The organism is Rhodococcus sp. IEGM1428 (assembly GCF_050321865.1).
In the GTDB taxonomy this organism is placed as follows: Bacteria; Actinomycetota; Actinomycetes; order Mycobacteriales; family Mycobacteriaceae; genus Rhodococcoides.
In genome coordinates, this window is the sequence record NZ_JBNQFW010000001.1 from 1131729 (window position 1) to 1154647 (window position 22919).

Sequence of the window (22919 nt, forward strand, 5' to 3'; positions counted from 1 at the left end):
CCCATGCTGCCGGGTAAGTTGAGCCAATGTTCTCCAAAGTTTTGGTTGCCAACCGCGGCGAGATCGCCATCCGTGCCTTCCGTGCTTCCTACGAACTCGGTGCCTCCACCGTTGCGGTGTTCCCGTTCGAGGACCGAAACTCGGTGCACCGGACTAAAGCCGACGAGGCATATCAGATCGGGGAGAAGGGCCATCCGGTACGGGCGTACCTCTCGGTCGACGAAATCGTCGCCGCGGCCAAGAGGAGCGGGGCCGACGCGGTGTATCCCGGGTACGGATTCCTCTCCGAGAACCCGGATCTGGCCGCTGCGTGTGCCGAGGCCGGCATCACCTTCGTCGGCCCGTCCGCCGATGTACTGGAGCTGACCGGCAACAAGGCACGCGCTATCGCGGCAGCGAAAGCGGCAGGGCTTCCGGTTCTGGCGTCGTCGGAACCCTCGTCCGACATCGACGAGCTCGTCGCAGCGTCGGAGACCATGACCTTTCCCCTGTTCGTCAAGGCAGTGGCGGGCGGCGGTGGCCGAGGGATGCGACGAGTTGCCGAACCGGCGCAGTTGCGTGAGTCCATCGAAGCTGCTGCGCGCGAGGCGGAGTCGGCTTTCGGAGACGCGACGGTGTTCCTCGAGCAGGCCGTGATCGATCCCCGGCACATCGAAGTCCAGATTCTCGCCGACGGCCAGGGCAATGTGGTGCACCTGTTCGAGCGGGACTGCAGCGTGCAGCGTCGGCACCAGAAGGTCATCGAATTGGCACCGGCACCGAACCTGCCCTCGGAGCTGCGGGAGAGAATCTGCGCAGACGCCGTTGCGTTCGCCAAGCAGATCGACTACTCGTGTGCCGGTACCGTGGAGTTCCTCCTCGATACCCGCGGCAATCACGTCTTCATCGAGATGAATCCGCGAATTCAGGTGGAGCACACCGTCACCGAAGAGGTGACGGATGTGGACCTGGTGCAGTCCCAGTTGCGGATCGCCTCGGGGGAGACGCTTGCGGACCTCGGTCTGCAGCAGGAGAACATCGTGTTGCGCGGTGCCGCGTTGCAGTGCCGCATCACCACCGAGGATCCAGCGAACGGCTTTCGGCCCGACGTCGGCCGCATCACCGCCTACCGCACTCCCGGCGGTGCCGGGGTTCGGCTCGACGGTGGTACGACGCTGGGCGCAGAGGTCGGCGCGTACTTCGATTCCATGCTCGTCAAGCTCACCTGCCGTGGCCGTGATTTCGACACGGCCGTGGCGCGGGCCCGACGTGCGTTGGCGGAGTTCAGGATTCGCGGCGTCGCGACGAACATCCCGTTCCTGCAAGCGGTTCTGGTCGACCCCGACTTCACCGCGGGCCGGGTCACCACCTCGTTCATCGAGGAGCGACCGGAACTACTGACGTCGCGCTCCTCGGGTGACCGTGGCACCAAGATTCTCACCTACCTTGCCGATGTGACGGTCAACAAGCCGCACGGTGAGCGTCCGTCCCCGGTGTACCCACACGACAAACTTCCTGCGGTCGATTTCTCCGCGCCGATTCCCGACGGTTCGCGTCAGCGATTGCTCGCCCTCGGGCCCGAAGGCTTTGCCCGAGATCTGCGCAACCAGAAGGCACTCGGCATCACCGACACCACCTTCCGTGACGCGCACCAGTCCTTGTTGGCCACGCGTGTGCGCACGAGTGGATTGCTGGGTGTGGCCCCGTACGTGGCACGTACGACGCCGCAGTTGCTCTCCATCGAGGCGTGGGGCGGTGCTACGTACGATGTGGCGCTGCGCTTCCTGCACGAGGATCCGTGGGAACGACTTGCAAGTCTGCGAGAAGCCATCCCCAACATCGCAATTCAGATGCTGCTGCGCGGTAGGAACACCGTCGGCTACACCCCGTACCCGGAGAAGGTGACCCGCAGTTTCGTCGCCGAGGCCACCGACACCGGAATCGACATCTTCCGCATCTTCGACGCGCTCAACAATGTCGATCAGATGCGCCCTGCAATCGATGCGGTGCGCGAAACCGGAACTGCGCTGGCCGAAGTGGCGCTGAGCTACACCGGGGACCTGTCCAACCCGAACGAAGACCTGTACACCCTCGACTACTACCTGAAGTTGGCCGAGCAGATCGTCGATGCAGGAGCGCATGTACTCGCGATCAAGGACATGGCCGGGCTGCTGCGCGCACCGGCGGCCAAGACGTTGGTGACGGCGCTACGGTCGAATTTCGATCTGCCCGTACATGTGCACACGCACGACACACCCGGTGGTCAGTTGGCCACGTACTTGGCAGCGTGGGAGGCCGGTGCCGACGCCGTCGACGGTGCCAGCGCGGCGATGGCCGGAACCACCAGCCAGCCGGCGCTCTCGGCCATCGTTGCGGCAGCGGCCCACACCGACCGGGACACCGGGTTGGATCTGCAGGCCGTCTGCGATCTCGAGCCCTACTGGGAGGCCGTGCGAAAGGTCTACGCGCCCTTCGAGTCCGGACTGCCGGCACCGACCGGCCGTGTCTACACGCACGAGATTCCCGGCGGTCAACTCTCCAACTTGCGGCAGCAGGCCATCTCGCTCGGACTCGGTGATCGATTCGAGACGGTCGAGGCCAATTATGCCGCAGCAGACCGTATGTTGGGTCGCCTGACCAAGGTGACGCCGAGTTCGAAGGTCGTCGGTGATCTGGCCCTGGCTCTGGTCGGTGCGGGAGCATCGGCCGAAGAGTTCGCCGAAGACCCGAGTCGATACGACATCCCCGATTCGGTGATCGGATTCCTCCGTGGCGATCTGGGAACTCCTGCAGGTGGCTGGCCCGAGCCGCTGCGCACCAAGGCTCTCGAAGGCCGAGGTGCGGGCAAGCCGGTCACGCCGCTGACCGACGAGGACGAGAAGAATCTCGACGGCACGTCGGCGCAACGCCGTACGACTCTCAATCGCCTGCTCTTCCCCGGCCCGACGGCGGAACTCGAGGCACACCGCGAGAAGTACGGCGATACGACTCGGCTGTCGGCCAACCAGTTCTTCTACGGGCTGCGTCAAGGTGAAGAGCATCGCGTCACGCTGGAGAAGGGAGTCGAGCTGCTCATCGGGCTCGAAGCGATCTCCGACCCCGACGAGCGTGGCATGCGCACCGTCATGTGCATTCTCAACGGTCAGCTGCGACCGGTGTCGGTGCGCGATCGATCCATCTCGAGCGAGGTGCCGACGGTCGAGAAAGCGGACCGATCGAACTCCGGTCACATCCCGGCACCGTTCGCCGGTGTCGTAACCCTGTCCGTCGAAGAGGGACAGAAGATTTCGGCCGGTGACACTGTCGCCACCATCGAAGCGATGAAGATGGAGGCGGCGATCACCGCGCCTCGCGGCGGCACGGTGACCCGGCTGGCGATCTCGGGTGTTCAGCAGGTCGAGGGCGGCGATCTGCTCGTCGTCGTCGGTGGGGGGTCGACGGGCGAAGAGGCCGGGAGCGAATGACGCGGATCGTGGCGGGGGTCGCAGGGGGCCGGCGGCTCTCGGTTCCTGGCCAGGGCACCCGCCCGACATCCGAGCGGGTGCGGGAGGCTCTGTTCAGCTCGCTCGAGAGCCGGATGGACTTCGACGGTGCCGCGGTTCTCGATCTGTTCGCTGGGTCGGGTGCGCTCGGGCTCGAAGCGCTCTCGCGCGGCGCATCGTCGGCGGTACTGGTCGAGTCCGACTCACGAGCGGCGGCGGTGGTGCGCCAGAACATAGAGTCCGTCGGGCTGGCCGGCGCGTCGGTCAAGTGCGCCCCAGTGGCCTCGGTACTGGCGGGGGTACCGGATGCGGAATACGACCTGGTGCTCGCCGACCCGCCGTATGCCGTCACCGACAGTGCGGTGACGGATCTGCTCAACAGGCTCGTCACCGGGGGATGGCTTGCACCCGATGCGGTCGTCGTACTCGAGCGATCGTCGCGGTCGCCGGAGACGGAGTGGCCGGACGGTCTGGTAGCGGAGAAGTCGAAGAAGTACGGGGAGAGTCGAATCGAGATCGCGGCACGATCGTGACGACCGATCCCGGGATCGGCTGATAAGTTCGCGGGCATGACTGGCGCACTGTGTCCTGGATCCTTCGACCCGGTGACCAATGGTCATCTCGACATCTTCGAGCGAGCCGCCGCCGCGTTCGACGAGGTGGTGGTCACGGTGATGGTGAACAAGAGCAAGAAGGGCATGTTCAGCATCGACGAGCGAATCGAGATGCTCGAGGTGGCCACGGAGCATCTACCCAACGTCAGAGTAGGTTCCTGGTACGGCCTGTTGGTCGATTATGCTCGGCAAGAAGGCTTTTCGGCGATCGTCAAGGGTCTGCGCAGCTCGGTCGATTTCGACTACGAGTTGCAGATGGCGCAGATGAATCGAACCCTCACCGGGGTGGACACGCTGTTCCTCCCGGCGAATCCAGCGCACAGCTTTCTGTCCAGTTCGCTGATCAAGGAAGTCGCGACCTTCGGGGGAGACGTCACCGGGATGCTGCCGCCGTTCGTGCAGGAGCGACTGACCGCTCGTATCGCCGAGCGCGCCGCCGACTAGTTCGCGGAGCGACACACCGGGAGGGTATAGCGCCGACGCGCGTGTAGGCAGGCAGACTGACAAGTGCAGCACTGTGTAGCTCGACCGCTCGGCGGTCGGCACGTGCAGTGGCAGATTCGACGATTGGGGTAACCGGTGTACCGCGTATTCGAGGCGCTCGACGAGCTCGTCGCCATTGTCGAGGAGGCGCGCGGCGTTCCGATGACCGCTGGATGCGTCGTCCCGCGCGGCGATGTCCTGGAACTGCTCGACGATGTTCGTGACGCCATCCCCGGCGAGCTCGACGACGCGCAGGACGTTCTGGACCATCGCGACAAGCTCGTGGGCGATGCTCGGGCCACAGCGGAGAAGACGGTCGGAACCGCCAACGCCGAAGCGCAGGACACCGTCGAGAACGCTCGGGATTCTGCCGATCGCATTCTCGCCGATGCCAAGGCGCAGGCGGACCGCATGGTGTCCGAGGCGTCGGCGCATGCCGAGCAGCTCGTGGCCGATGCCGAGGCCGAAGCAGAGCGGACGGTGCTCGAGGGCCAGCGCGAGTACGAGGAGTTGACCGTTCGGGCCCGTACCGAGGCCGACCGAATGATCGAGTCCGGCACGTTGTCCTACGAGCGATCGGTGGCCGACGGCACCGCCGAACAGAACCGGTTGGTGTCCCAGACCGAGGTGGTGCAGGCCGCGCACGCCGAGTCGGCGCGCGTGATCGACAGTGCCCATGCCGAATCCGATCGGATGCGCAGTGAATGCGACGTGTACGTCGACACCAAACTCGCGGAGTTCGAGGAGTTCCTCAGCGGCACCATTCGCTCCGTCGGCCGTGGACGTCAGCAACTTCGAACCGGTTCCGGTGTCCCGGAATACGGCAGCGAGCCGTACGGCGAACCCGCGTACGGCAGCCAGGAAGGCCGTCGCAGCCGACACTGAGGGCGGTGATTTGCCCTCGTATGCACGCATGCGTATCGTTGTGGGGTTGCTTACCGACAGTAGGCAAACCGACAGTAAGGAAGAACAGCCGTGCCCCCGCCCAAGAGAACGACCCGTCCTGAACTGGACGCCGGATTCGTTCTGGACATCCTCAACCTCGGTCGTCGACCCGGGTCGACGAAGACCGTCGAGCGGACGGTTCCGGCTCCTTCCCGAATCGGCCTCGATGCGATCGCCATCGAAGCCGGAGTCCCGGTCTCGCTCGATCTGCAGTTGCAGGCGGTATCGGAGGGCGTTCTCGTCACCGGTTCCGTACGAGCTGCCACTGCCGGCGAGTGCACGCGGTGCCTCGATCCGGTCAGCGGCAACGTCGACGTCTACTTGACCGAACTGTTCGCATACCCGAACAGCATCACCGAGGAGACCACGGATGCGGACGAGATTCACCGCATCGTCGACGACCTGATAGATCTCGAACCCGTCATCGTCGACGCGGTCGGTCTGGAGCTTCCACTCCACCCCGTCTGCAGTGACGAGTGCGAGGGATTGTGCCCAGAATGCGGCGTTCGCCTGGCGATTGCTGAATCCGGCCACAGTCACGATACAATTGATCCTCGCTGGGCTGGACTTGCAGCCAAATTTGGCGTGGATCCAGAACCGAGCACAGAACTTGTGAACAACGAAGCCGAGGAGAAGTAAGTGGCTGTCCCGAAGCGCAAAATGTCGCGTTCCAACACGAGGTCGCGTCGTGCACAGTGGAAAACCACTGCGCCCACCCTCGTGACGTGCCCCAACCGTGGATGCGGCGAGAAGACGTTGCCCCACATCGCGTGCCCTTCGTGCGGTACCTACAAGGGCCGCCAGGTCGTCGCAGCGGTCTGATTCCCGCTCCGGTGACCAACGAAGTAGTGGATCGTCGCAACAACGATTCACAGAAGAATAGTTCTACTGCCGTCAGCGGCGGGGACGACCGAGAGTCGCTCCTCGCCGCTATCGGTGTCTCTCTGGCGGAACCACTGTTGACCCTGGCACTGACGCATCGTTCGTTTGCCTACGAGCACGGTGGTCTTCCTACCAACGAGCGCCTCGAGTTCCTGGGCGATTCGGTGCTCGGCCTGGCGGTGACAGAGCATCTCTACGCGGTGCACCCCACCAAGTCCGAGGGCCAGCTGGCCAAGATCCGGGCAAGCGTGGTGAACATGCACGCCCTGGCTGAAGTAGCGCGCGGTCTCGGTGACGGCGGTCTCGGTCGGCATCTGCTGCTGGGCAAGGGTGAGGAGCAGACCGGCGGACGTGACAAGCCGAGCATCCTTGCCGACGGTATGGAATCGATGCTGGGTGCGATTCACCTGCAACACGGCATCGACGTCGCTCGCACCGTTGTACTGACCCTGTTCGCCGGCCTGTTGGACCGCGCTCCCAAGCTCGGTGCAGGTCTGGACTGGAAGACGAGCCTGCAGGAATTGACTGCAGAACGCGCGCTCGGCGTTCCCGCGTACGAGATTGCGTCCACCGGGCCCGACCACGACAAAGAATTCACTGCCACCGTGTTGATCGGTGGATTTCCCCGTGGTGTCGGAGTCGGTAGATCGAAGAAGGAAGCCGAGCAGAAGGCCGCCAGTTTGGCGTGGAATACGCTGTCGGGCAACGACATTGCCGTAGCCGACGCGCCCACGACCAACCCTTCCTGATGCCCGAACTGCCCGAGGTCGAAGTCGTCAGGCTCGGTCTGGAATCCCACGTGGTGGGCAAGACCATCGACTCGGTGGAGGTCCTGCACCCCCGTGCCGTGCGTCGACACGATCTCGGCGGCCTCGATCTGATCGGTCAGCTGCGAGGTCAGCGCGTCTCCTCGGCCCGGCGCCGTGGGAAGTATCTGTGGCTGGTGATGGAGCCCGGCGACTTCGCCACTGTCGTGCACCTGGGTATGAGTGGACAGATGCTGGTGCAGCCGCCGTCCGCGCCGGACGAGAAGCACCTGCGGATTCGGGCACGACTCGACGACGGTACCGATCTTCGGTTCGTCGACCAGCGAACATTCGGCGGCTGGGCTCTCGCCCAGATCGTGACGGTGGACGGCACACCGGTACCCGAACCGGTGGCGCACATCGCGCGAGACCCGATCGACCCGCTGTTCGACGCGGAATCCGTGGTGAACGTGTTGCGCGGCAAGCACACCGAGATCAAGCGGGCTCTCCTCGATCAGACCGTGCTGTCCGGCGTGGGCAACATCTACGCAGACGAGGCTCTGTGGCGGGCGAAGATTCACGGCAACCGCATCGCAGAAACGTTGACCCGGCCTGCTCTTCGTCGACTGCTGACTGCCGTGCACGCGGTGATGGGGGAGGCCCTGGCGCAGGGTGGTACCTCGTTCGATGCGCTGTACGTCAACGTCAACGGACAGTCCGGCTACTTCGACAGGTCGCTCGACGCCTACGGACAGGAAGGTCTGCCCTGTTCACGATGTGGAGCACCGATCAGGCGTGAGAAGTTCATGAACCGCTCCTCGTTCAGCTGCCCCACCTGCCAGCCGCGACCCCGACACATCCGCACCTGAGAGCTCACAGGTCATTCCGCAGGCTCCACTCCTGTGTGGATAGGTCATTCCGCGGGCTCCACTCCTGTGTGGATAGGTCATTCCGCAGGCTCCACTCCTGACCCGCCCGCCTAGTATTTCGGTCATGGCAGAACAGAGCACGCCGACCAACCTCTGGGTCGAGCGCACAGGCACCCGTCGCTACACCGGTCGCAGCTCGCGAGGAGCCGAAGTACTCATCGGTTCCGAGTCGGTCGAGGGCGTTTTCACTCCCGGCGAGCTGCTCAAGATCGCGCTCGCAGCGTGCACCGGTATGAGCTCGGACGTACCGCTCTCGCGTCGACTGGGGGACGACTACTCCGCCACCGTCGAAGTGTCCGGTGCAGCAGATCGTGAGAACGAGCTGTATCCGGAATTGAACGAGATCCTCCGCGTCGACCTCAGCGCGATGGACCCCGATGCGCAGCAGCGACTGCTCACCGTCGTCGAGCGGGCGATCGACAAGGTCTGCACTGTGGGGCGGACCCTGAAAGCCGGTACGACGATCAACCTGGACATCGACGTGGACGCCTGATGAAGGTGGGGGCAGCCGCCGTCGTGGCGGGCCTTGTTCTCGCAGCGTCGGTTGCCCTGTCTCCCACCGCGGAGGCGTCGAGCACCTGCACTCGGTGGTCGGTGAGCATGGTGGCATCGGGATTCGGGCTGCTCGAGAATCTGGAATTCGACGGCAGAGGCTCGATGATCGTCTCCGAGACCTCGCCGGTCGGACCGGGCGCTCTGCGTACCGTCGCACCGAACGGGGACCGGGGCACTCTCGTGTCGGGCGTCGAGTCACCGGGCGGATTGGTACGGGACGGAGACACTCTATTCTTCACGACCGGAAACAGTGCTGCCGCAGGACTTCTCGACATGCGGACCGGAACGATCGAGAAGATCGATCTCGGCACGGGTGCCAGGTCGACGTACGCGTCGGGCCTGACCATGCCCAACGGCCTGGCCCGCTCCGCGACCGGCGATCTGTTCACCACCCGAAATCTCGGTGGCGCGTCGGGGCTCACTCGCATCGCAGTCGGCGGCGATGGGTCGGTCGTTTCGGTGTCGACGGCGCGTACCGATCTGGGTTCGGCCAACGGAATCGGCGTCGGCGGCGGAAACATCTACGTGGCCACTACGTTCGATCCGGAAACGACGGTGATTGTGCTCGACGAGAAGGACCCGGCGGGGCCGTCCACGCGCATTCGCGTCGACGGATTCGGACCGCTCACGATGTCGGACGATCTGACCGTGGCCGACGACGGAACGGTCTATCTCGCACAGAATCTCGCGGGCAGGGTCGTCCGTGTCGATCCCGAGACCGGATCGTCCTGTGTCATCGCGACTGGGGTGCCGTTGACTTCGTCGGTTGCTTTCGGCGGAGTCGGATTCGATTCGGAGGCGTTGTACGCCACGAGTTTCGACGGAACGGTCCGAAAGCTGAGTCCGGTATGACGGACGAACGGCTGACGGCATGGGTGCACGGCCTGGTTCAGGGGGTCGGGTTTCGTTGGTGGACTCGCTCGCGTGCGCTGGAGCTGGGATTGGTCGGGCACGCGACCAACCACGCGGACGGACGCGTTCTGGTGATAGCCGAGGGTCCGCGTCAGCGCCTCGACGCACTCCTGGAATTGCTCCGAGGCGGCGGCACCCCGGGCACGGTCACACTGGTCGTCGAGAGCTGGGAGAGCGCCCGCGGTGGCCTCACAGGCTTCGTGGAACGGTGACCCGCCGCCGCCCGCGGACGGCTCGGCGCACATCGCTGCGTCGTACCGGTAAAGTACGGACGCTATGTATCTCAAGAGTCTGACGCTCAAGGGCTTCAAGTCCTTTGCTTCGGCGACGACTCTTCGTTTCGAGCCTGGAATCACCTGCGTGGTCGGCCCCAACGGCTCCGGTAAATCCAACGTTGTGGACGCTCTGACCTGGGTGATGGGTGAACAAGGTGCCAAGGCGTTGCGCGGCGGGAAGATGGAGGACGTCATCTTCGCGGGTACGTCCGGCCGCGCACCCCTCGGCCGCGCCGAGGTGACTCTGACGATCGACAACTCGGACGGTGCGCTGCCGATCGACTACTCCGAGGTCTCGATCACCCGACGCATGTTCCGGGACGGTGCCGGTGAATACGAGATCAACGGCAGCTCGTGCCGGTTGATGGACGTCCAGGAGTTGCTCAGCGACTCCGGTATCGGCCGCGAGATGCACGTGATCGTCGGTCAGGGTCGACTGGCGGCGATCCTCGAATCGCGTCCCGAGGACCGGCGGGCCTTCATCGAGGAAGCCGCCGGGGTGCTCAAGCACCGCAAGCGGAAGGAAAAGGCCGTACGCAAGCTCGACGCGATGCAGGCCAATCTCGCGCGGCTGACGGACCTCACAACCGAATTGCGCCGTCAACTCAAGCCACTGGGCAGGCAGGCCGAGGTTGCGCGTCGCGCGCAGACCGTGCAGGCAGATCTGCGTGACGCTCGGCTGCGGTTGGTGGCCGACGACCTGGTGGCCAGACGTGAAGAATTCGCGAACCAGACCCAGGACGAGGAAGCGGCTCGCGAGCAGTACGCGATGGTGCAGGATGCCCTCGAAGCCGGAACCGTAGCGCTCGCAGAACACGAGCAGGCGGTGGCACGGCTGACACCGAGCGCCGAAGCGGCCGGACAGACGTGGTTTCGCCTGTCCGCGCTGGCCGAACGCGTGAATGCGACGGTCCGCATCGCGCACGAACGTGCTCGGCATCTGGACGCCGTCCAGAGCACCGGTCGCGGGCAGGATCCGGACGAGCTCGAAGCACAGGCCGAGCGCGCGGCCGAGGAAGAAATGGAACTCGTCGAGGCCGTCGAGATGGCGCGGGAAACCCTCGAAGCGGCCCGCGAACAGCTCGCCGAGCGCGAATCTGCTGCCGCGGCCGCCGAGCGTGCTCACCTCGCCGCTGTTCGCGCGGTTGCCGACCGCCGCGAAGGATTCGCGCGCCTGTCCGGTCGAGTCGACACCTTCAGAACCAAGGTCGAGTCCATCGACGCCGAAGTAGCGCGGCTCTCGGTGGCCATCGACGAGGCCAGAGAACGCGGCGAGTCGGCTCAACGTGAGTTCGAGAGCGTCCAGGACCAGATCGGCACCCTCGACGCCAGTGAGCTCAGCCTCGACACCCATTACGAACGAGCGGTCGCCGCATTACGCCATGCCGACGCCCGGGTATCGGAATTGCAGGCCGAAGAGCGCATCGCTGGCAAGAGGGTGGCATCGTTCGAGGCCAGGATCGAGGCGCTCACCATGGGCCTCGAACGCAAGGACGGTGCCGGATGGCTGGTGGAGAACCAGCAGGACGGTCTGTCCGGTCTGCTCGCCGGCCATCTCACGGTCGAGCCGGGGTACGAGATCGCGATCGCCGTCGCCATGGGTCCGGCGGCCGATGCTGCGCACGCCGAATCCTTCGATGCCGCGCGCGCTGCCGTGCTTGCCCTACGCGCTGCCGACGGCGGTCGCGCGTCCATCGTGCACGGTAATACTGTTGCGGCACAACCAATTCAGCGGCCTACGCTACCGAGCGGTGCTCGGTGGGCACTCGACCTGATCGAGTATCCGGATCGGTTGGCCGGAGCGATGGCGGCATTGCTCGACGGTGTGGTGGTTGTCGACTCGCTGGACGCGGCGCACCGGCTCGTCTCGGATTCGAGTCGACTGCGTGCCGTGACCACGGACGGCGACGTCGTCGAGCCGGGCTGGGTCACCGGCGGATCGGACCGTCGACCCAGCACCCTGGAAGTGCAGTCGGCGATCGATACGTCGACGGTGGAGCTGACGGCAGCAGTACGCCGGGCCGAGGAGCTCGACGCCGCGCTCTCGGGCGCGTTGGCGGAACAGCGCGACCGGCGTGAATCCGCCGAGCAGGCGCTCGCAGCCCTGAACGAATCCGATGCTGCGATGGCCGCTGTGTACGAGCAGTTGGGCCGCTTGGGGCAGCTGGCGCGTTCGGCGCACGCAGAATCCGCGCGATTGGCGACCCAGCGCAGTTCTGCCGAAGCGAGCCGCGAAGAAGCGATCGAGCGCCTGGGTGAGCTCGAGGACAGTTTGCGGACGGCAGAGGACGAACAGAGCGGTTTCGCTGGAGACGGCGAGAGCGGTGACGCGGCGACCACCATGGAGCGCGAGATGGCGGCTGCGGCACTGACCGAAGTGCGCGCGGTGGAGGTCGAGGCGCGGCTGAACGTACGAACCGCCGAGGAGCGCGCGCAGTCGTTGCGGGGCCGAGCCGATTCGCTGCGTCGAGCGGCGCGAGCCGAACGCGAGGCCAGGGCACGAGCCGAACGCGAGGGCGCCGCCCGGCGGCACGCTGCCGCAGTGGCTGCTGCCGTCGGCGAATCGGGTGAGGACCTCGCCGCTCGATTGGCCTCGGTGGTGGCTGCGGCGGCCCGAAGGCGCGACGAGCTCTCCGCCGAACGCGCTACGCGCACAGTCGAACTCGACAAGGTCAAGGAACAGGTTCGGGCCCTGCAAGGCCAGCTTGCGTCCATCACCGACGCCGTCCACCGGGACGAGGTCGCCCGTGCGCAGGCGGCACTGCGAATCGAGCAACTCGAAACGACGATTCTCGAACAACACGGCATCGGCCTCGACGATCTGGTGGCCGAGTACGGCCCCGATGCGACGCTGCCCCCGACCGAGCTCGAGATGGCAGAGTACGAGGCCGCCAAGGAACGCGGTGAGCAGGTTGTGGCCCCCGCGCCGATGCCGTTCGATCGCGCCACTCAGGAGCAGCGGGCCAAACGCGCAGAACGTGATCTCGCCACACTCGGCAAAGTGAACCCGTTGGCTCTCGAAGAGTTCGCAGCCCTCGAAGAGCGCTACAACTTCTTGTCCACTCAACTCGAGGACGTCAAGTCCGCGCGCAAGGACTTGCTCGGCGTGGTCGCCGACGTCGACGACCGCATCCTGCAGGTCTTCACCGAGGCCTGGCTGGACGTCGAGAGAGAATTCACCGGCGTGTTCGCCAAGCTCTTTCCCGGCGGCGAAGGACGGCTGATTCTGACCGACCCGTCGGACATGCTCACCACCGGAATCGAGGTGGAGGCGCGTCCACCGGGCAAGAAGGTCAAGCGACTGTCCCTGCTCTCGGGCGGCGAGAAGTCGCTGACTGCAGTCGCCATGTTGGTCGCCATCTTCCGCGCCCGGCCGTCACCGTTCTACGTCATGGACGAGGTCGAGGCTGCACTCGACGACACCAACCTGCGCCGACTGATCGGGTTGTTCGAGCAACTCCGTGAGAAGTCGCAGCTGATCGTCATCACGCACCAGAAGCCGACCATGGAAGTGGCCGACGCGTTGTACGGCGTCAGCATGCGCGGTGACGGCATCACCACGGTCATCTCGCAGCGATTGAACCGAGAACGCGTTGCGGTGGATGTAGCCGAGCCGGAGACAGCACCCGTGGTCGAACCGGACGCGGTCTCGTAGGACCGGTCCCGCCTACTGCTTCGGGTAGAGCTGCTCGGCGTACGAGGGTCCGTAGTACTCGCGCAGCTCCTCGACGGTCTCGGGGGCCTGCGGAATCAATGCCTTCGTCAAGGACGCGACATCGGGAATGGACTCCGCATCCCATGTTTCCGGCTGCCACAACTTGGACCGCATGAACGCCTTGGCGCAGTGGTGGAACACCTGCTCGATGTCGACGACGAGGCACATGATCGGCCGGTGGCCCTTGACCTGCAGTTCGTCGAAGAACGGTGCATCGGTCACCAGTGACGCGCGACCGGCGATGCGCAGAGTGTCACCGCGCCCCGGCACGAAGAAGTTCAATCCGACGAAAGGGTTCTCGAGAATGTTCCGGTAGCCGTCCATCCGACGATTGCCGGGACGTTCGGCAAGGGCGATCGTGGCGTCGTCGATGACGTGGACCAAGCTGCCGGGCGGGTCACCTTTGGGGGAGACGTCGCATCGTCCACTCGCGTCCGAGGTACCCATCAGGCAGAAGGGCGAGGCAGCGAGCCATTGCACATCCAGCGGGTGCAGTGTGCTGCGGTCCTTGTTCGCGGCTCGAAAGCTCGGTTGGCCGAACATCTCCGTCAATCGGTCGGCATCGCGCACCGTCGTCCACTCCATGCCTACAGATGCTATCGACACGGCTCGGGTGGGGGACAGTGCTTTTCTCGGGCGGAGCACCACCGGTGACCAACGGCCGTGAACGCCTGACAGGATGGGGTACGTGAGTAACCAAGCGTGGATCATCGTCGCGGCGATCGCCGCTGTCCTACTGGTCGTTCTCGTCGTCGGGTTGGTGCTCTCCCGTCGGCGGAGAGTGTCGCTCAAGTCGGACGAGGCGGCTCGGATCGAGGACGCGGCCACCAAGGACAGATCCGGTGGCTATACGGCGGGCAGTGGTTTCTCGTTCAGCCAGGGCACGGCGACCGCCGAGCCCGTCGCGCCTGCCCCGAAGCCCGTTCCACCTGCGCCCAAGCCTGTTCCACCTACCCCGAAGCCCGTCGAGACCTCCCCGGTCGAGCCGACGCCGGTGGCACCCACTCCCACCCAGGACGAGCCGGAGGTGCTCGAACCCGAGGTGCCGGTCATCGAGCCTCAGGAGCCGGTTGTCGAGCCCCCTGAGCCGGCCGAGCCCGCAGTGCCGGAACCGGCCGTGGACGCCGAGGCTCCTGCTCCTCGACTGGACACCATCGATCCCACCGAGGGTCGGCTGGATCGGCTCCGCGGTCGCCTGGCGCGCTCTCAGTCCGCGGTGGGCAAGAGCTTGCTCGGATTGCTCGGCGGCGGTGACCTGGACGAGGATTCTTGGGAAGAGGTCGAGGACACCCTGCTGATCGCCGATATCGGTTCTGCGACCACCGCAGAGATCATGCGCACCCTGCGCGAGCAGATGGCGGCGCGCAGTATCCGCACCGAGTCCGATGCGCGAGCACTTCTGCGCGAGATTCTCGTTGCGCAACTTCATCCCGAGTTCGATCGGTCGATTCGAGCGCTTCCGCACGACGGTGCGCCTGCCGTGCTGCTGGTGGTCGGAGTCAACGGCACCGGCAAGACCACGACCACCGGCAAGCTTGCTCGCGTGCTGGTGGCGGACGGCAGGCGAGTGTTGCTCGGAGCCGCCGACACGTTCCGCGCGGCCGCGGCCGATCAGTTGCAGACCTGGGCCGAGAGAGTCGGTGCCGAGGTGGTGCGTGGCAAGGAGGCCGCAGATCCGGCTGCTGTCGCATTCGACGCGGTGAGCAAGGGAATCGAGAACGGAGTCGACGTGGTTCTGGTCGACACGGCGGGACGCCTGCACACCAAATCGGGTCTGATGGACGAGCTGAGCAAGGTCAAGCGAGTCATCGAGAAGCGGGCCCACGTCGACGACGTTCTGCTCGTTCTCGACGCGACCGTCGGCCAGAACGGGCTGACCCAAGCTCGTGTCTTCGCGGAGATCGTCGACATCACCGGTGTGGTGTTGACCAAACTGGACGGAACCGCCAAGGGTGGCATTGTTTTTCAGGTGCAGCGTGAACTCGGGGTGCCCGTCAAGCTCGTCGGTCTCGGTGAAGGTGCCGACGATTTGGCCCCGTTCGAGCCGGGAGCGTTCGTCGACGCGCTGCTCGGCTGATCGAGCCCTTCGGGTTGTCCGCGAACCGGGCGAAAAGCACAAACGCCAGCACGAAACCTTTTTGCAACAGAATTCGGTCATGCGTTCACATGTCCGAAACACCCGAGTGTCACGGATGAAACTTCGTGAAACCACTCTTCTTGCGTAACGGCGCGCCAACCGGTGTGCAGGAGAATGGAGGGTGTACGTGAGTCCCGAGGATATGTTGGCCAACTCCGGCAACGCCGCGTGGATGCTGATTGCAGCATCTCTGGTACTGCTGATGACGCCGGGCTTGGCGTTCTTCTACGGCGGTATGTCGCAGTCGAAGTCCGTGTTGAACATGATGATGATGTCGTTCGGAGCAATGGCCGTCGTCTCGATCATCTACTTCCTGTGGGGTTGGTCGATGTCCTACGGAACCCAGGACATCGGTGGCGTCTTCGCCAACCCGTTCGAGTTCTTCGGACTCAAGGATTCGATCACCGATGCCGACGGTAACTACATCGCCGGTGCATGGGGATACGCCAACATCATCGATGTGGCATTCCAGGTCACCTTCGCGATCATCACGGTCGCACTGATCAGCGGCTCCATCGCAGGCCGCGTCAAGTACGGCACGTGGCTGGCATTCGCAGGCATCTGGGTCACCCTCGCGTACTTCCCGCTGGCCCACATGGTGTGGGGTGGCGGACTGCTCTCCGGGTCCGAAAAGGGTCTGGCTGCAAAGATTTTCGGAACGATGGTCAACGACGACGGTGACACTGTCGCCAACGTGGCTCCCATCGACTTCGCAGGTGGCACTGTCGTGCACATCAACGCCGGTATCGCGGGCCTGATTCTGGCGATCATCATCGGCAAGCGCGCCGGATTCGGCAAGGTCGCCTACCGTCCGCACAACCTTCCGTTCGTCATGCTCGGTGCTGCACTGCTGTGGTTCGGTTGGTTCGGATTCAACGCAGGTTCCGCATTCGCAGCCGACGGCATCGCCGGTGTGGCGTGGGTGAACACCACTGCCGCCACCGCAGCGGCCATTGCGGGCTGGCTCATCACCGAGCGCATCCGTGACGGGCATGCCACCAGCCTCGGCGCTGCCTCGGGCATCGTGGCCGGTCTGGTCGCCATCACCCCGGCCGCAGGCGCACTGACGCCTGTCGGCGCCATGATCCTCGGCGTCATCGCCGGTGTTCTCTCCGCTCTGGCAGTCGGCCTGAAGTTCAAGTTCGGCTACGACGATTCGCTCGACGTCGTGGGCGTGCACCTCGTCGCAGGCCTGTGGGGAACCATCGGAATCGGCTTCCTCGGCTCGGAGACCGGTCTCTTCTACGGCGGCGACTACAAGCAGCTCGTGGTGCAGATCGTCATCGCACTGTTCGCGCTGATCTTCACCGCGATCGTCACCGCGGTGATCGCGTTCGCGCTCAAGCCTCTCGGCTGGCGCGTGTCGGACGAGGAAGAGGCCAACGGCATCGACGAAGCCGAGCACGCTGAGACTGCATATGATTTCGCCTGACAAGGTAGAGATAGACGTGAACGCTGCACCGTACGACAACGGGCACTCGAGGTCTTGTGAAGGGAATCAAAAATGAAGCTGATCACGGCAATCGTCAAACCGTTCACCCTGGAGGACGTCAAGACGGGGCTGGAGCAGGCCGGCGTACTCGGAATGACAGTCAGTGAAGTTCAGGGTTACGGCCGTCAGAAGGGCCACACCGAGGTGTACCGAGGTGCGGAGTACTCGGTCGACTTCGTTCCGAAGGTGCGTGTCGAGGTAGTCGTCGACGACGCTGCCGTCGAGAAGGTCGTCGAGGTCATCGTCGAGGCCGCTCGCACCGGCAAGATCGGTGACGGCAAGGTCTGGGTTTCCCCGGTCGATTCGGTCATCCGAGTCCGCACCGGAGAACGTGGCGCCGATGCACTCTGACCCCAAAGGGTCTCGGGCCGGGGGCCCCGGTTCTGGCGCGAAAGCGTCAGGATCGGGGCCTTCGGTCTCCACGGGCTCCGCATCGAAGGGCACGAGCGATGCTGCAGCAGATCTCGCTCGCGCCAGAAAACAACTGCTCGACGGCGGCACGCGCAACCGTCGCCTCGATGCTCCGTCGCTGAGGCAGGCTCTGGTCGATCTCCACGAGTTCTGGCTGACCACCAAAGGTGCCGAGCTGGGGATCAAACCGGACTCGGGCTTTGCGATCGTCGCTGTCGGCGGTCTGGCACGCCGTGAACTGCTGCCGTACTCGGATCTGGACCTGATACTGCTGCACGACGATCTCGAACCGCGAATCGTGGCCGAGGTCGCCGACAAGCTCTGGTATCCACTGTGGGACGCCCATATCAAGCTCGATCACAGTGTGCGCACGGTGCCGCAGGCTCTCCAGGTAGCCGCGGCCGATATGACGGCAGCGCTCGGGATGCTCGAGGCCCGCCATATCGCCGGCGACGTCGAGTTGAGCAATCTGCTCATCGGCGGCGTACGTCGCCAGTGGCGCACCGGAATTCGCGGACGATTCGACGAGTTGATCGAGCAGACCCGCGGCCGGTGGGCGCGCAGCGGTGAAATCGCGCACCGCGCCGAGCCCGAGCTCAAGAGTGGCCGCGGCGGATTGCGTGACGTACAGCTTCTCGACGCCCTCTCCATCGCCCAACTCACCGACGGTATGCCCGGTCTCGGCCCCGAATCGCCCGGTGGCGGTTTGGCATTCGCGCACGGAAGACTTCTCGACGTCCGCACCGAGCTGCACCGTGTTGCCGGCCGAGCGCGGGATCAACTGCGCGCGCAGGACGCCGATGAAATCGGTGCCGCGCTCCGCATCGGCGATCGCTTCGATCTTGCACGCGTGCTGAGCGATTCCGCTCGCACCATCAGTTACTCGGTCGATGTCGGATTGCGTACTGCCGGCAATTCGCTGCCGAGGAAAGGCCTTTCACGTCTTCGTCGTGTCCCGGTTCGTCGTCCGCTGGACGAGGGGGTCGTCGAACACGCCGGTGAGGTGGTACTCGCCCGTGACGCACGACCGAACAAGGATCCGGGCCTGATCATGCGCGTCGCCGCGGCATCGGCACAGACCGGAATGCCGATGTCGGCATCGACACTCAACCGGTTGTCGGACAGCGCACCCGAACTCCGCGAGCCCTGGCCGAAGGAGGCTCTGAACGATCTGCTCGTGCTGCTCGGATCGGGTCGCAAAGCCATTGCGGCCATCGAAGCGCTCGATCGAACAGGCCTGTGGGGCCGACTCATTCCGGAGTGGGGCGCAGTACGCGACCTACCGCCGCGAGATGCGGTGCACACGTGGACCGTCGATCGGCATCTGGTCGAAACTGCTGCCTACGCAAGCGCTTTGACCACCAGAGTCGCGCGTCCGGATCTGCTGGTTCTCGGCGCGCTGATACATGACATAGGCAAGGGTCGCGGCGGCGACCACAGCGTCGTCGGAGCAGATCTCGCAATCCAGATCGGTAACAGGCTCGGGCTGTGGCCGTCGGATGTGGCGCTGCTGACGTCGATGGTGAGATACCACCTCCTGCTACCGGAGACCGCCACCCGACGCGACCTCGACGACCCTGCAACCGTGCAGACCGTCGTCGACGCACTCGGTGCCGACACCATCCTGCTGGAGCTGCTTCATGCTCTCGCCGAAGCGGATTCGCTCGCCACGGGTCCCGGAGTCTGGGGGGACTGGAAGGCGTCGCTCATTCGCGAGCTCGTGCGACGCTGTCGATTGGTGATGGCGGGGGAGTCTCTGCCATCCCCGGACCCACTCGACCCGGCTCACATCGAGCTGGCCGCGCGGGGAGGTGTGCACGTCGACATCGCGCCGACCGACGGGCTCCACACCTTCGTCGTCACGGTCGTCGCGCCCGACACCCCGGGACTGCTGTCGGACGCTGCCGGAGTCCTGGCGCTGCACTCGCTGCGCGTGCTTTCTGCCTCGCTCGGCAGTCACGAGGGGTCGGCGATCAACTCGTTCGACGTTGCGCCGCTGTTCGGAGCTCCGCCGCAGGCCGGTCTGCTCCGACAGGAGATCATCCGCGCTCAGGCCGGAGAACTCGACCTCGTCGCGGTACTCGACGCCAAGGAACGCGACGCCAGAGCCGAGACCGTCGAGGACGACGGCGAGGATTCGGCGGTACCGGTTCTCTACGCGCAGGCTCCGCCTCGGGTGCTCTGGTTCGACGACCACGAACCAGGTCAGGTAGTGCTCGAACTACGAGCAGAAGACCGGCTCGGTCTTCTTTGCAGGCTGGCCAGTGCCATCGAACAGCAGGGATCCGATATCCGCTGGGCTCGCGTGTCGACACTGGGCAGCTCGGTGGTCGACTCCTTCTGCATCGACCTGGCGGGAGCGGACAGCAGGGCGGTCCGAGAGGATCTCGAACGAGCCTTGCTCGCGGTTGTACCGGCCCCGGAACCGCCCAAGCCTCCGGAGAAGCCGGAAGGCACTTGACCGCTGGTCGGAACACAACCGCAAACCGACACTCCGTGGTGACTTCTCACGAACTTACGGCCGGTGGGTTTACCCCCGATATCAATTTGTTATGTTCGTCACCACACGCAGGACGACTCGGCGAGATCACTTCCGCAGAATCCACACCGCCGGACCAACGAGTCGTTCCTGCAGGCTCCACTGCTGCTAATGCGAGAGGCACGAACTGTGGGATCCCACCGACGGTCGAACATCTACACACCGGCCGACACAGCAACGGATACGACGCCCGGCAAACACCGCGCCGCAGAAGTGACCCCGGACACCGGTCGACGGGCCGCGACCATCGTTGCGGCTACCGGTGCGATCGTCGTCGGCGCGACGTCGATGGGGGCGGGCACCGCAGGTGCCGCTCCGATCCCCGAGCCGCCCGCCGCAGGTTTTCCCTTCGCCGTCCCGGAGGGGCTGCTCCCGGCGGGATTCGAGCTACCCCAGTTCGTACCCCCGCAGTTCGAGGTTCCGCAGTTCGTCCCACCGCAGTTCGTGCCCCCGCAGTTCGTGCCCCCACAGTCGGCACCCCCGTCGCAGCCCGCATCGCCGGAGTCGACGCCCTCCGAGACCGCGCCCACAGCGGAGCCCAGCGCCGCACCGAGTCCCGGTCCGCTCGCTGCATTCGGAGTTACCGATCCCGGTGCTGCAGCGCAACAATGGCTCGACGACGTGGGTCTGGGTCAGCTGGGTACCGGTGGTGCGTCACCGCTCGAGAGTCTGCGTTCGCTGAAGAAAGCCACGGTCCAGCCCGTGGCGGGCGTGCTGACGTCCAATTTCGGATCGCGATGGGGCGCCCAGCACAGCGGCCTCGACATCGCGGCACCCATCGGGACCCCCATCTACGCGGCCGCCGACGGCACGGTGTCCGACGCGGGCCCGGCATCCGGGTTCGGTCTCTGGGTGAAGGTGAAGCACGACGACGGCACCGAGACGATCTACGGGCACGTCAACGATTTCTCGGTGCAGACCGGTCAGCGCGTGTCGGCCGGCGAGCAGATCGCCACGGTGGGCAATCGTGGCCAATCGACCGGTCCGCATCTGCACTTCGAGGTGCACGATCCCTCGGGCGTCAAGGTCGATCCCGCATCGTGGCTCTCGACGCGGGGAGTGGCAGTGACATGGAACGATTCCGCGCGCAACGCCTGACTCGGTGCCATCTCCGAGCGACACGTCAGTCTGTCGAACGACACGGCTGCCGCACGCCCCAGCGACGGCAGGTTGGGCTGGCGCTAGTCTGGTGACCGTGCCGGATTCGGCTCGTTTTCGGTGATCGGCTAGCTCAGGAGTGCAATCGGTGTTCGAATCCCTTTCCGACAGGTTGGCCGGGACTCTCAAGGACCTGCGTGGCAAAGGTCGACTGTCCGGTGCGGATATCGACGCCACGGCCCGCGAGATCCGTCTGGCCCTGCTCGAAGCGGACGTGGCCCTGCCCGTGGTGCGGGAGTTCATCAACCGCATCAAGGTCCGTGCCAAAGGTGCCGAGGTATCGGGCGCGCTCAACCCGGCGCAGCAGGTAGTCAAGATCGTCAACGAGGAACTCGTCGGCATCCTCGGCGGCGAGACCCGCAGACTCGTCTTCGCCAAGAACCCGCCCACGGTGATCATGCTCGCCGGCCTGCAGGGTTCGGGTAAGACGACGTTGGCAGGCAAGCTGGCCAAATGGCTCAAGGGCCAGGGCCACACTCCGTTACTCGTTGCCTGCGACCTGCAGCGCCCCGGTGCCGTCAGCCAGCTTCAGATCGTGGGCGAGCGCGCGGGTGCAGCTGTGTTCGCGCCGCATCCCGGCACGTCGATCGGCGGCGGTGACAACGCACTCGGTGTCTCGGCTGCAGATCCCGTCGAGGTCGCGCGAGCCGGCATCGCCGAGGCGCGGAGCAAGCAGTACGACGTGGTCATCGTCGACACCGCCGGCCGCCTCGGCATCGACACCGAGCTGATGAGCCAGGCCGCTGGAATTCGCGATGCGGTGGAGCCGGACGAAACCTTGTTCGTTCTCGACGCCATGGTCGGCCAGGATGCAGTCAGTACCGCCGAGGCGTTCCGCGACGGAGTCGGCTTCACCGGCGTTGTGCTCACCAAGCTCGACGGCGACGCTCGTGGCGGCGCAGCACTCAGTGTCCGCGAGGTGACCGGGCAGCCCATCATGTTCGCGTCGACCGGCGAGAAGCTCGAGGATTTCGACGTCTTCCACCCCGATCGTATGGCCAGCCGGATCCTCGGCATGGGCGACGTTCTCAGCCTCATCGAACAGGCCGAGCAGCACTTCGACGCCGAACAGGCCGAGGCGACCGCCAACAAGATCGGCTCGGGACAGCTCACGCTCGACGACTTCCTCGAGCAGATGATGGCCGTCCGCAAGATGGGACCCATCGGAAATCTGTTGGGCATGTTGCCCGGTGCGGGTCAGATGAAGGAACTCGCCAACGTCGACGAGAAGCAACTCGACCGTGTTCAGGCGATCATCCGCGGCATGACGCCGCAGGAGCGAACCGACCCGAAGATCATCAACGCATCGCGGCGACTCCGTATCGCGAACGGCTCGGGCGTCAAGGTGTCCGACGTCAATCAGCTGGTGGATCGATTCTTCGAGGCACGCAAGATGATGTCGGCGATGGCCGGTCGCATGGGCATGCCGGGCGCGCGCAAGCAGGTGCGGAACAACAAGAAGGGCAAGAAAGGCAAGAAGGGTGCTCGCGGCCCGACACAGCCGAAGATCCGCGGTGGATTCCCCGGAATGCCGGGTGGAATGCCGGCAGGAATGCCCGATCTGTCGTCCATGCCCAAGGGCCTCGACCAATTGCCACCAGGGCTGGAAGGCATCGATCTCTCTCAGCTGAAACTGCCGAAGAAGTAAGCGCCGCACGTGTCGGC

The 22919-nt window shown here is 65.1% G+C and carries 19 protein-coding genes; 18 read left to right on the top strand and 1 reads right to left on the bottom strand.

Annotated elements, in window-relative coordinates; all coding sequences use genetic code 11:
* Nucleotides 1–26 precede the first annotated feature (26 nt).
* From ACQR3T_RS05265 to smc, 12 genes are all read left to right on the top strand, one after another.
* Nucleotides 27–3443: a pyruvate carboxylase gene (locus ACQR3T_RS05265; protein ID WP_428692704.1), complete on the top strand. Its 3417-nt coding sequence runs from the start codon at nucleotides 27–29 to the stop codon at nucleotides 3441–3443.
* Nucleotides 3440–3994: a 16S rRNA (guanine(966)-N(2))-methyltransferase RsmD gene (gene rsmD, locus ACQR3T_RS05270; protein WP_037174026.1), complete on the top strand. Its 555-nt coding sequence runs from the start codon at nucleotides 3440–3442 to the stop codon at nucleotides 3992–3994. The genes ACQR3T_RS05265 and rsmD overlap by 4 nt, the downstream gene beginning before the upstream one ends.
* A gap of 36 nt (nucleotides 3995–4030) precedes the next feature.
* Nucleotides 4031–4519: a pantetheine-phosphate adenylyltransferase gene (gene coaD / locus ACQR3T_RS05275; RefSeq protein WP_032377025.1), complete on the top strand. Its 489-nt coding sequence runs from the start codon at nucleotides 4031–4033 to the stop codon at nucleotides 4517–4519.
* 135 nt (nucleotides 4520–4654) lie between these two features.
* On the top strand, nucleotides 4655–5443 hold the full coding sequence (locus ACQR3T_RS05280; protein WP_032377026.1) for a DivIVA domain-containing protein: 789 nt from the start codon (nucleotides 4655–4657) through the stop codon (nucleotides 5441–5443).
* Between the two features lie 90 nt (nucleotides 5444–5533).
* Nucleotides 5534–6142 carry a YceD family protein gene (locus ACQR3T_RS05285; RefSeq protein ID WP_032403173.1) on the top strand — a complete coding sequence of 203 codons (609 nt, stop codon included), beginning with the start codon at nucleotides 5534–5536 and terminating at the stop codon, nucleotides 6140–6142.
* The gene (gene rpmF / locus ACQR3T_RS05290; protein ID WP_032397784.1) at nucleotides 6143–6325 is read left to right on the top strand and encodes a 50S ribosomal protein L32; all 183 of its coding nucleotides are present in this window, start codon (nucleotides 6143–6145) and stop codon (nucleotides 6323–6325) included.
* A gap of 26 nt (nucleotides 6326–6351) precedes the next feature.
* Nucleotides 6352–7134: a ribonuclease III gene (gene rnc, locus ACQR3T_RS05295; RefSeq protein WP_428693062.1), complete on the top strand. Its 783-nt coding sequence runs from the start codon at nucleotides 6352–6354 to the stop codon at nucleotides 7132–7134.
* On the top strand, nucleotides 7134–8000 hold the full coding sequence (mutM, locus tag ACQR3T_RS05300) for a bifunctional DNA-formamidopyrimidine glycosylase/DNA-(apurinic or apyrimidinic site) lyase (protein WP_428692705.1): 867 nt from the start codon (nucleotides 7134–7136) through the stop codon (nucleotides 7998–8000). The genes rnc and mutM overlap by 1 nt, the downstream gene beginning before the upstream one ends.
* A gap of 124 nt (nucleotides 8001–8124) precedes the next feature.
* Complete coding sequence (locus tag ACQR3T_RS05305) at nucleotides 8125–8553, top strand: OsmC family protein (RefSeq protein ID WP_032377030.1); 429 nt, start codon at nucleotides 8125–8127, stop codon at nucleotides 8551–8553.
* Nucleotides 8553–9467 carry an SMP-30/gluconolactonase/LRE family protein gene (locus ACQR3T_RS05310; protein ID WP_428692706.1) on the top strand — a complete coding sequence of 305 codons (915 nt, stop codon included), beginning with the start codon at nucleotides 8553–8555 and terminating at the stop codon, nucleotides 9465–9467. Before ACQR3T_RS05305 ends, ACQR3T_RS05310 begins: the two co-directional genes overlap by 1 nt.
* The gene (locus ACQR3T_RS05315; RefSeq protein WP_032377032.1) at nucleotides 9464–9739 is read left to right on the top strand and encodes an acylphosphatase; all 276 of its coding nucleotides are present in this window, start codon (nucleotides 9464–9466) and stop codon (nucleotides 9737–9739) included. The genes ACQR3T_RS05310 and ACQR3T_RS05315 overlap by 4 nt, the downstream gene beginning before the upstream one ends.
* 64 nt (nucleotides 9740–9803) lie before the next feature.
* The gene (smc, locus tag ACQR3T_RS05320) at nucleotides 9804–13457 is read left to right on the top strand and encodes a chromosome segregation protein SMC (protein WP_428692707.1); all 3654 of its coding nucleotides are present in this window, start codon (nucleotides 9804–9806) and stop codon (nucleotides 13455–13457) included.
* Nucleotides 13458–13469: 12 nt separating this feature from the next.
* Here the strand turns inward: smc and ACQR3T_RS05325 are convergent, their stop codons facing one another.
* The gene (locus ACQR3T_RS05325) at nucleotides 13470–14102 is read right to left on the bottom strand and encodes an MSMEG_1061 family FMN-dependent PPOX-type flavoprotein (protein WP_032377034.1); all 633 of its coding nucleotides are present in this window, start codon (nucleotides 14100–14102) and stop codon (nucleotides 13470–13472) included.
* A 94-nt stretch (nucleotides 14103–14196) separates the two neighbouring features.
* Here ACQR3T_RS05325 and ftsY point away from each other — a divergent pair, with 94 nt between their 5' ends.
* The 6 genes from ftsY (at nucleotide 14197) to ffh (ending at nucleotide 22902) form a co-directional block, all read left to right on the top strand.
* The gene (ftsY, locus tag ACQR3T_RS05330; protein WP_428692708.1) at nucleotides 14197–15594 is read left to right on the top strand and encodes a signal recognition particle-docking protein FtsY; all 1398 of its coding nucleotides are present in this window, start codon (nucleotides 14197–14199) and stop codon (nucleotides 15592–15594) included.
* Nucleotides 15595–15781: 187 nt separating this feature from the next.
* Nucleotides 15782–17086 (top strand): ammonium transporter, encoded by a 1305-nt coding sequence (locus ACQR3T_RS05335; RefSeq protein WP_371829143.1) that lies wholly within the window; start codon nucleotides 15782–15784, stop codon nucleotides 17084–17086.
* Between the two features lie 72 nt (nucleotides 17087–17158).
* Complete coding sequence (locus ACQR3T_RS05340; RefSeq protein WP_019664269.1) at nucleotides 17159–17497, top strand: P-II family nitrogen regulator; 339 nt, start codon at nucleotides 17159–17161, stop codon at nucleotides 17495–17497.
* A complete protein-coding gene (locus ACQR3T_RS05345; RefSeq protein ID WP_094618813.1) occupies nucleotides 17487–20018 on the top strand; it encodes a [protein-PII] uridylyltransferase in 2532 nt (843 codons plus the stop codon). Before ACQR3T_RS05340 ends, ACQR3T_RS05345 begins: the two co-directional genes overlap by 11 nt.
* Nucleotides 20019–20207: 189 nt before the next feature.
* Nucleotides 20208–21194, top strand: coding sequence for a M23 family metallopeptidase (locus ACQR3T_RS05350; protein WP_428692709.1), 987 nt, complete (start codon nucleotides 20208–20210; stop codon nucleotides 21192–21194).
* A gap of 148 nt (nucleotides 21195–21342) precedes the next feature.
* On the top strand, nucleotides 21343–22902 hold the full coding sequence (ffh, locus tag ACQR3T_RS05355) for a signal recognition particle protein (RefSeq protein WP_032403595.1): 1560 nt from the start codon (nucleotides 21343–21345) through the stop codon (nucleotides 22900–22902).
* The last annotated feature ends 17 nt before the right edge of the window (nucleotides 22903–22919 follow it).

Excerpts from the sequence above, each read along its gene's own strand:
- coaD (WP_032377025.1), top strand. The coding sequence starts at position 4,031 with ATGACTGGCGCACTGTGTCCTGGATCCTTCGACCCGGTGACCAATGGT.
- ACQR3T_RS05265 (WP_428692704.1), top strand. The coding sequence starts at position 27 with ATGTTCTCCAAAGTTTTGGTTGCCAACCGCGGCGAGATCGCCATCCGT.
- ACQR3T_RS05345 (WP_094618813.1), top strand. The coding sequence starts at position 17,487 with ATGCACTCTGACCCCAAAGGGTCTCGGGCCGGGGGCCCCGGTTCTGGC.
- rsmD (WP_037174026.1), top strand. The coding sequence starts at position 3,440 with ATGACGCGGATCGTGGCGGGGGTCGCAGGGGGCCGGCGGCTCTCGGTT.
- ACQR3T_RS05325 (WP_032377034.1), bottom strand. The coding sequence starts at position 14,102 with ATGGAGTGGACGACGGTGCGCGATGCCGACCGATTGACGGAGATGTTC.
- ACQR3T_RS05305 (WP_032377030.1), top strand. The coding sequence starts at position 8,125 with ATGGCAGAACAGAGCACGCCGACCAACCTCTGGGTCGAGCGCACAGGC.
- mutM (WP_428692705.1), top strand. The coding sequence starts at position 7,134 with ATGCCCGAACTGCCCGAGGTCGAAGTCGTCAGGCTCGGTCTGGAATCC.
- smc (WP_428692707.1), top strand. The coding sequence starts at position 9,804 with ATGTATCTCAAGAGTCTGACGCTCAAGGGCTTCAAGTCCTTTGCTTCG.
- ACQR3T_RS05350 (WP_428692709.1), top strand. The coding sequence starts at position 20,208 with ATGCGAGAGGCACGAACTGTGGGATCCCACCGACGGTCGAACATCTAC.
- ACQR3T_RS05310 (WP_428692706.1), top strand. The coding sequence starts at position 8,553 with ATGAAGGTGGGGGCAGCCGCCGTCGTGGCGGGCCTTGTTCTCGCAGCG.
- ACQR3T_RS05340 (WP_019664269.1), top strand. The coding sequence starts at position 17,159 with ATGAAGCTGATCACGGCAATCGTCAAACCGTTCACCCTGGAGGACGTC.
- ftsY (WP_428692708.1), top strand. The coding sequence starts at position 14,197 with ATGGGGTACGTGAGTAACCAAGCGTGGATCATCGTCGCGGCGATCGCC.
- ACQR3T_RS05315 (WP_032377032.1), top strand. The coding sequence starts at position 9,464 with ATGACGGACGAACGGCTGACGGCATGGGTGCACGGCCTGGTTCAGGGG.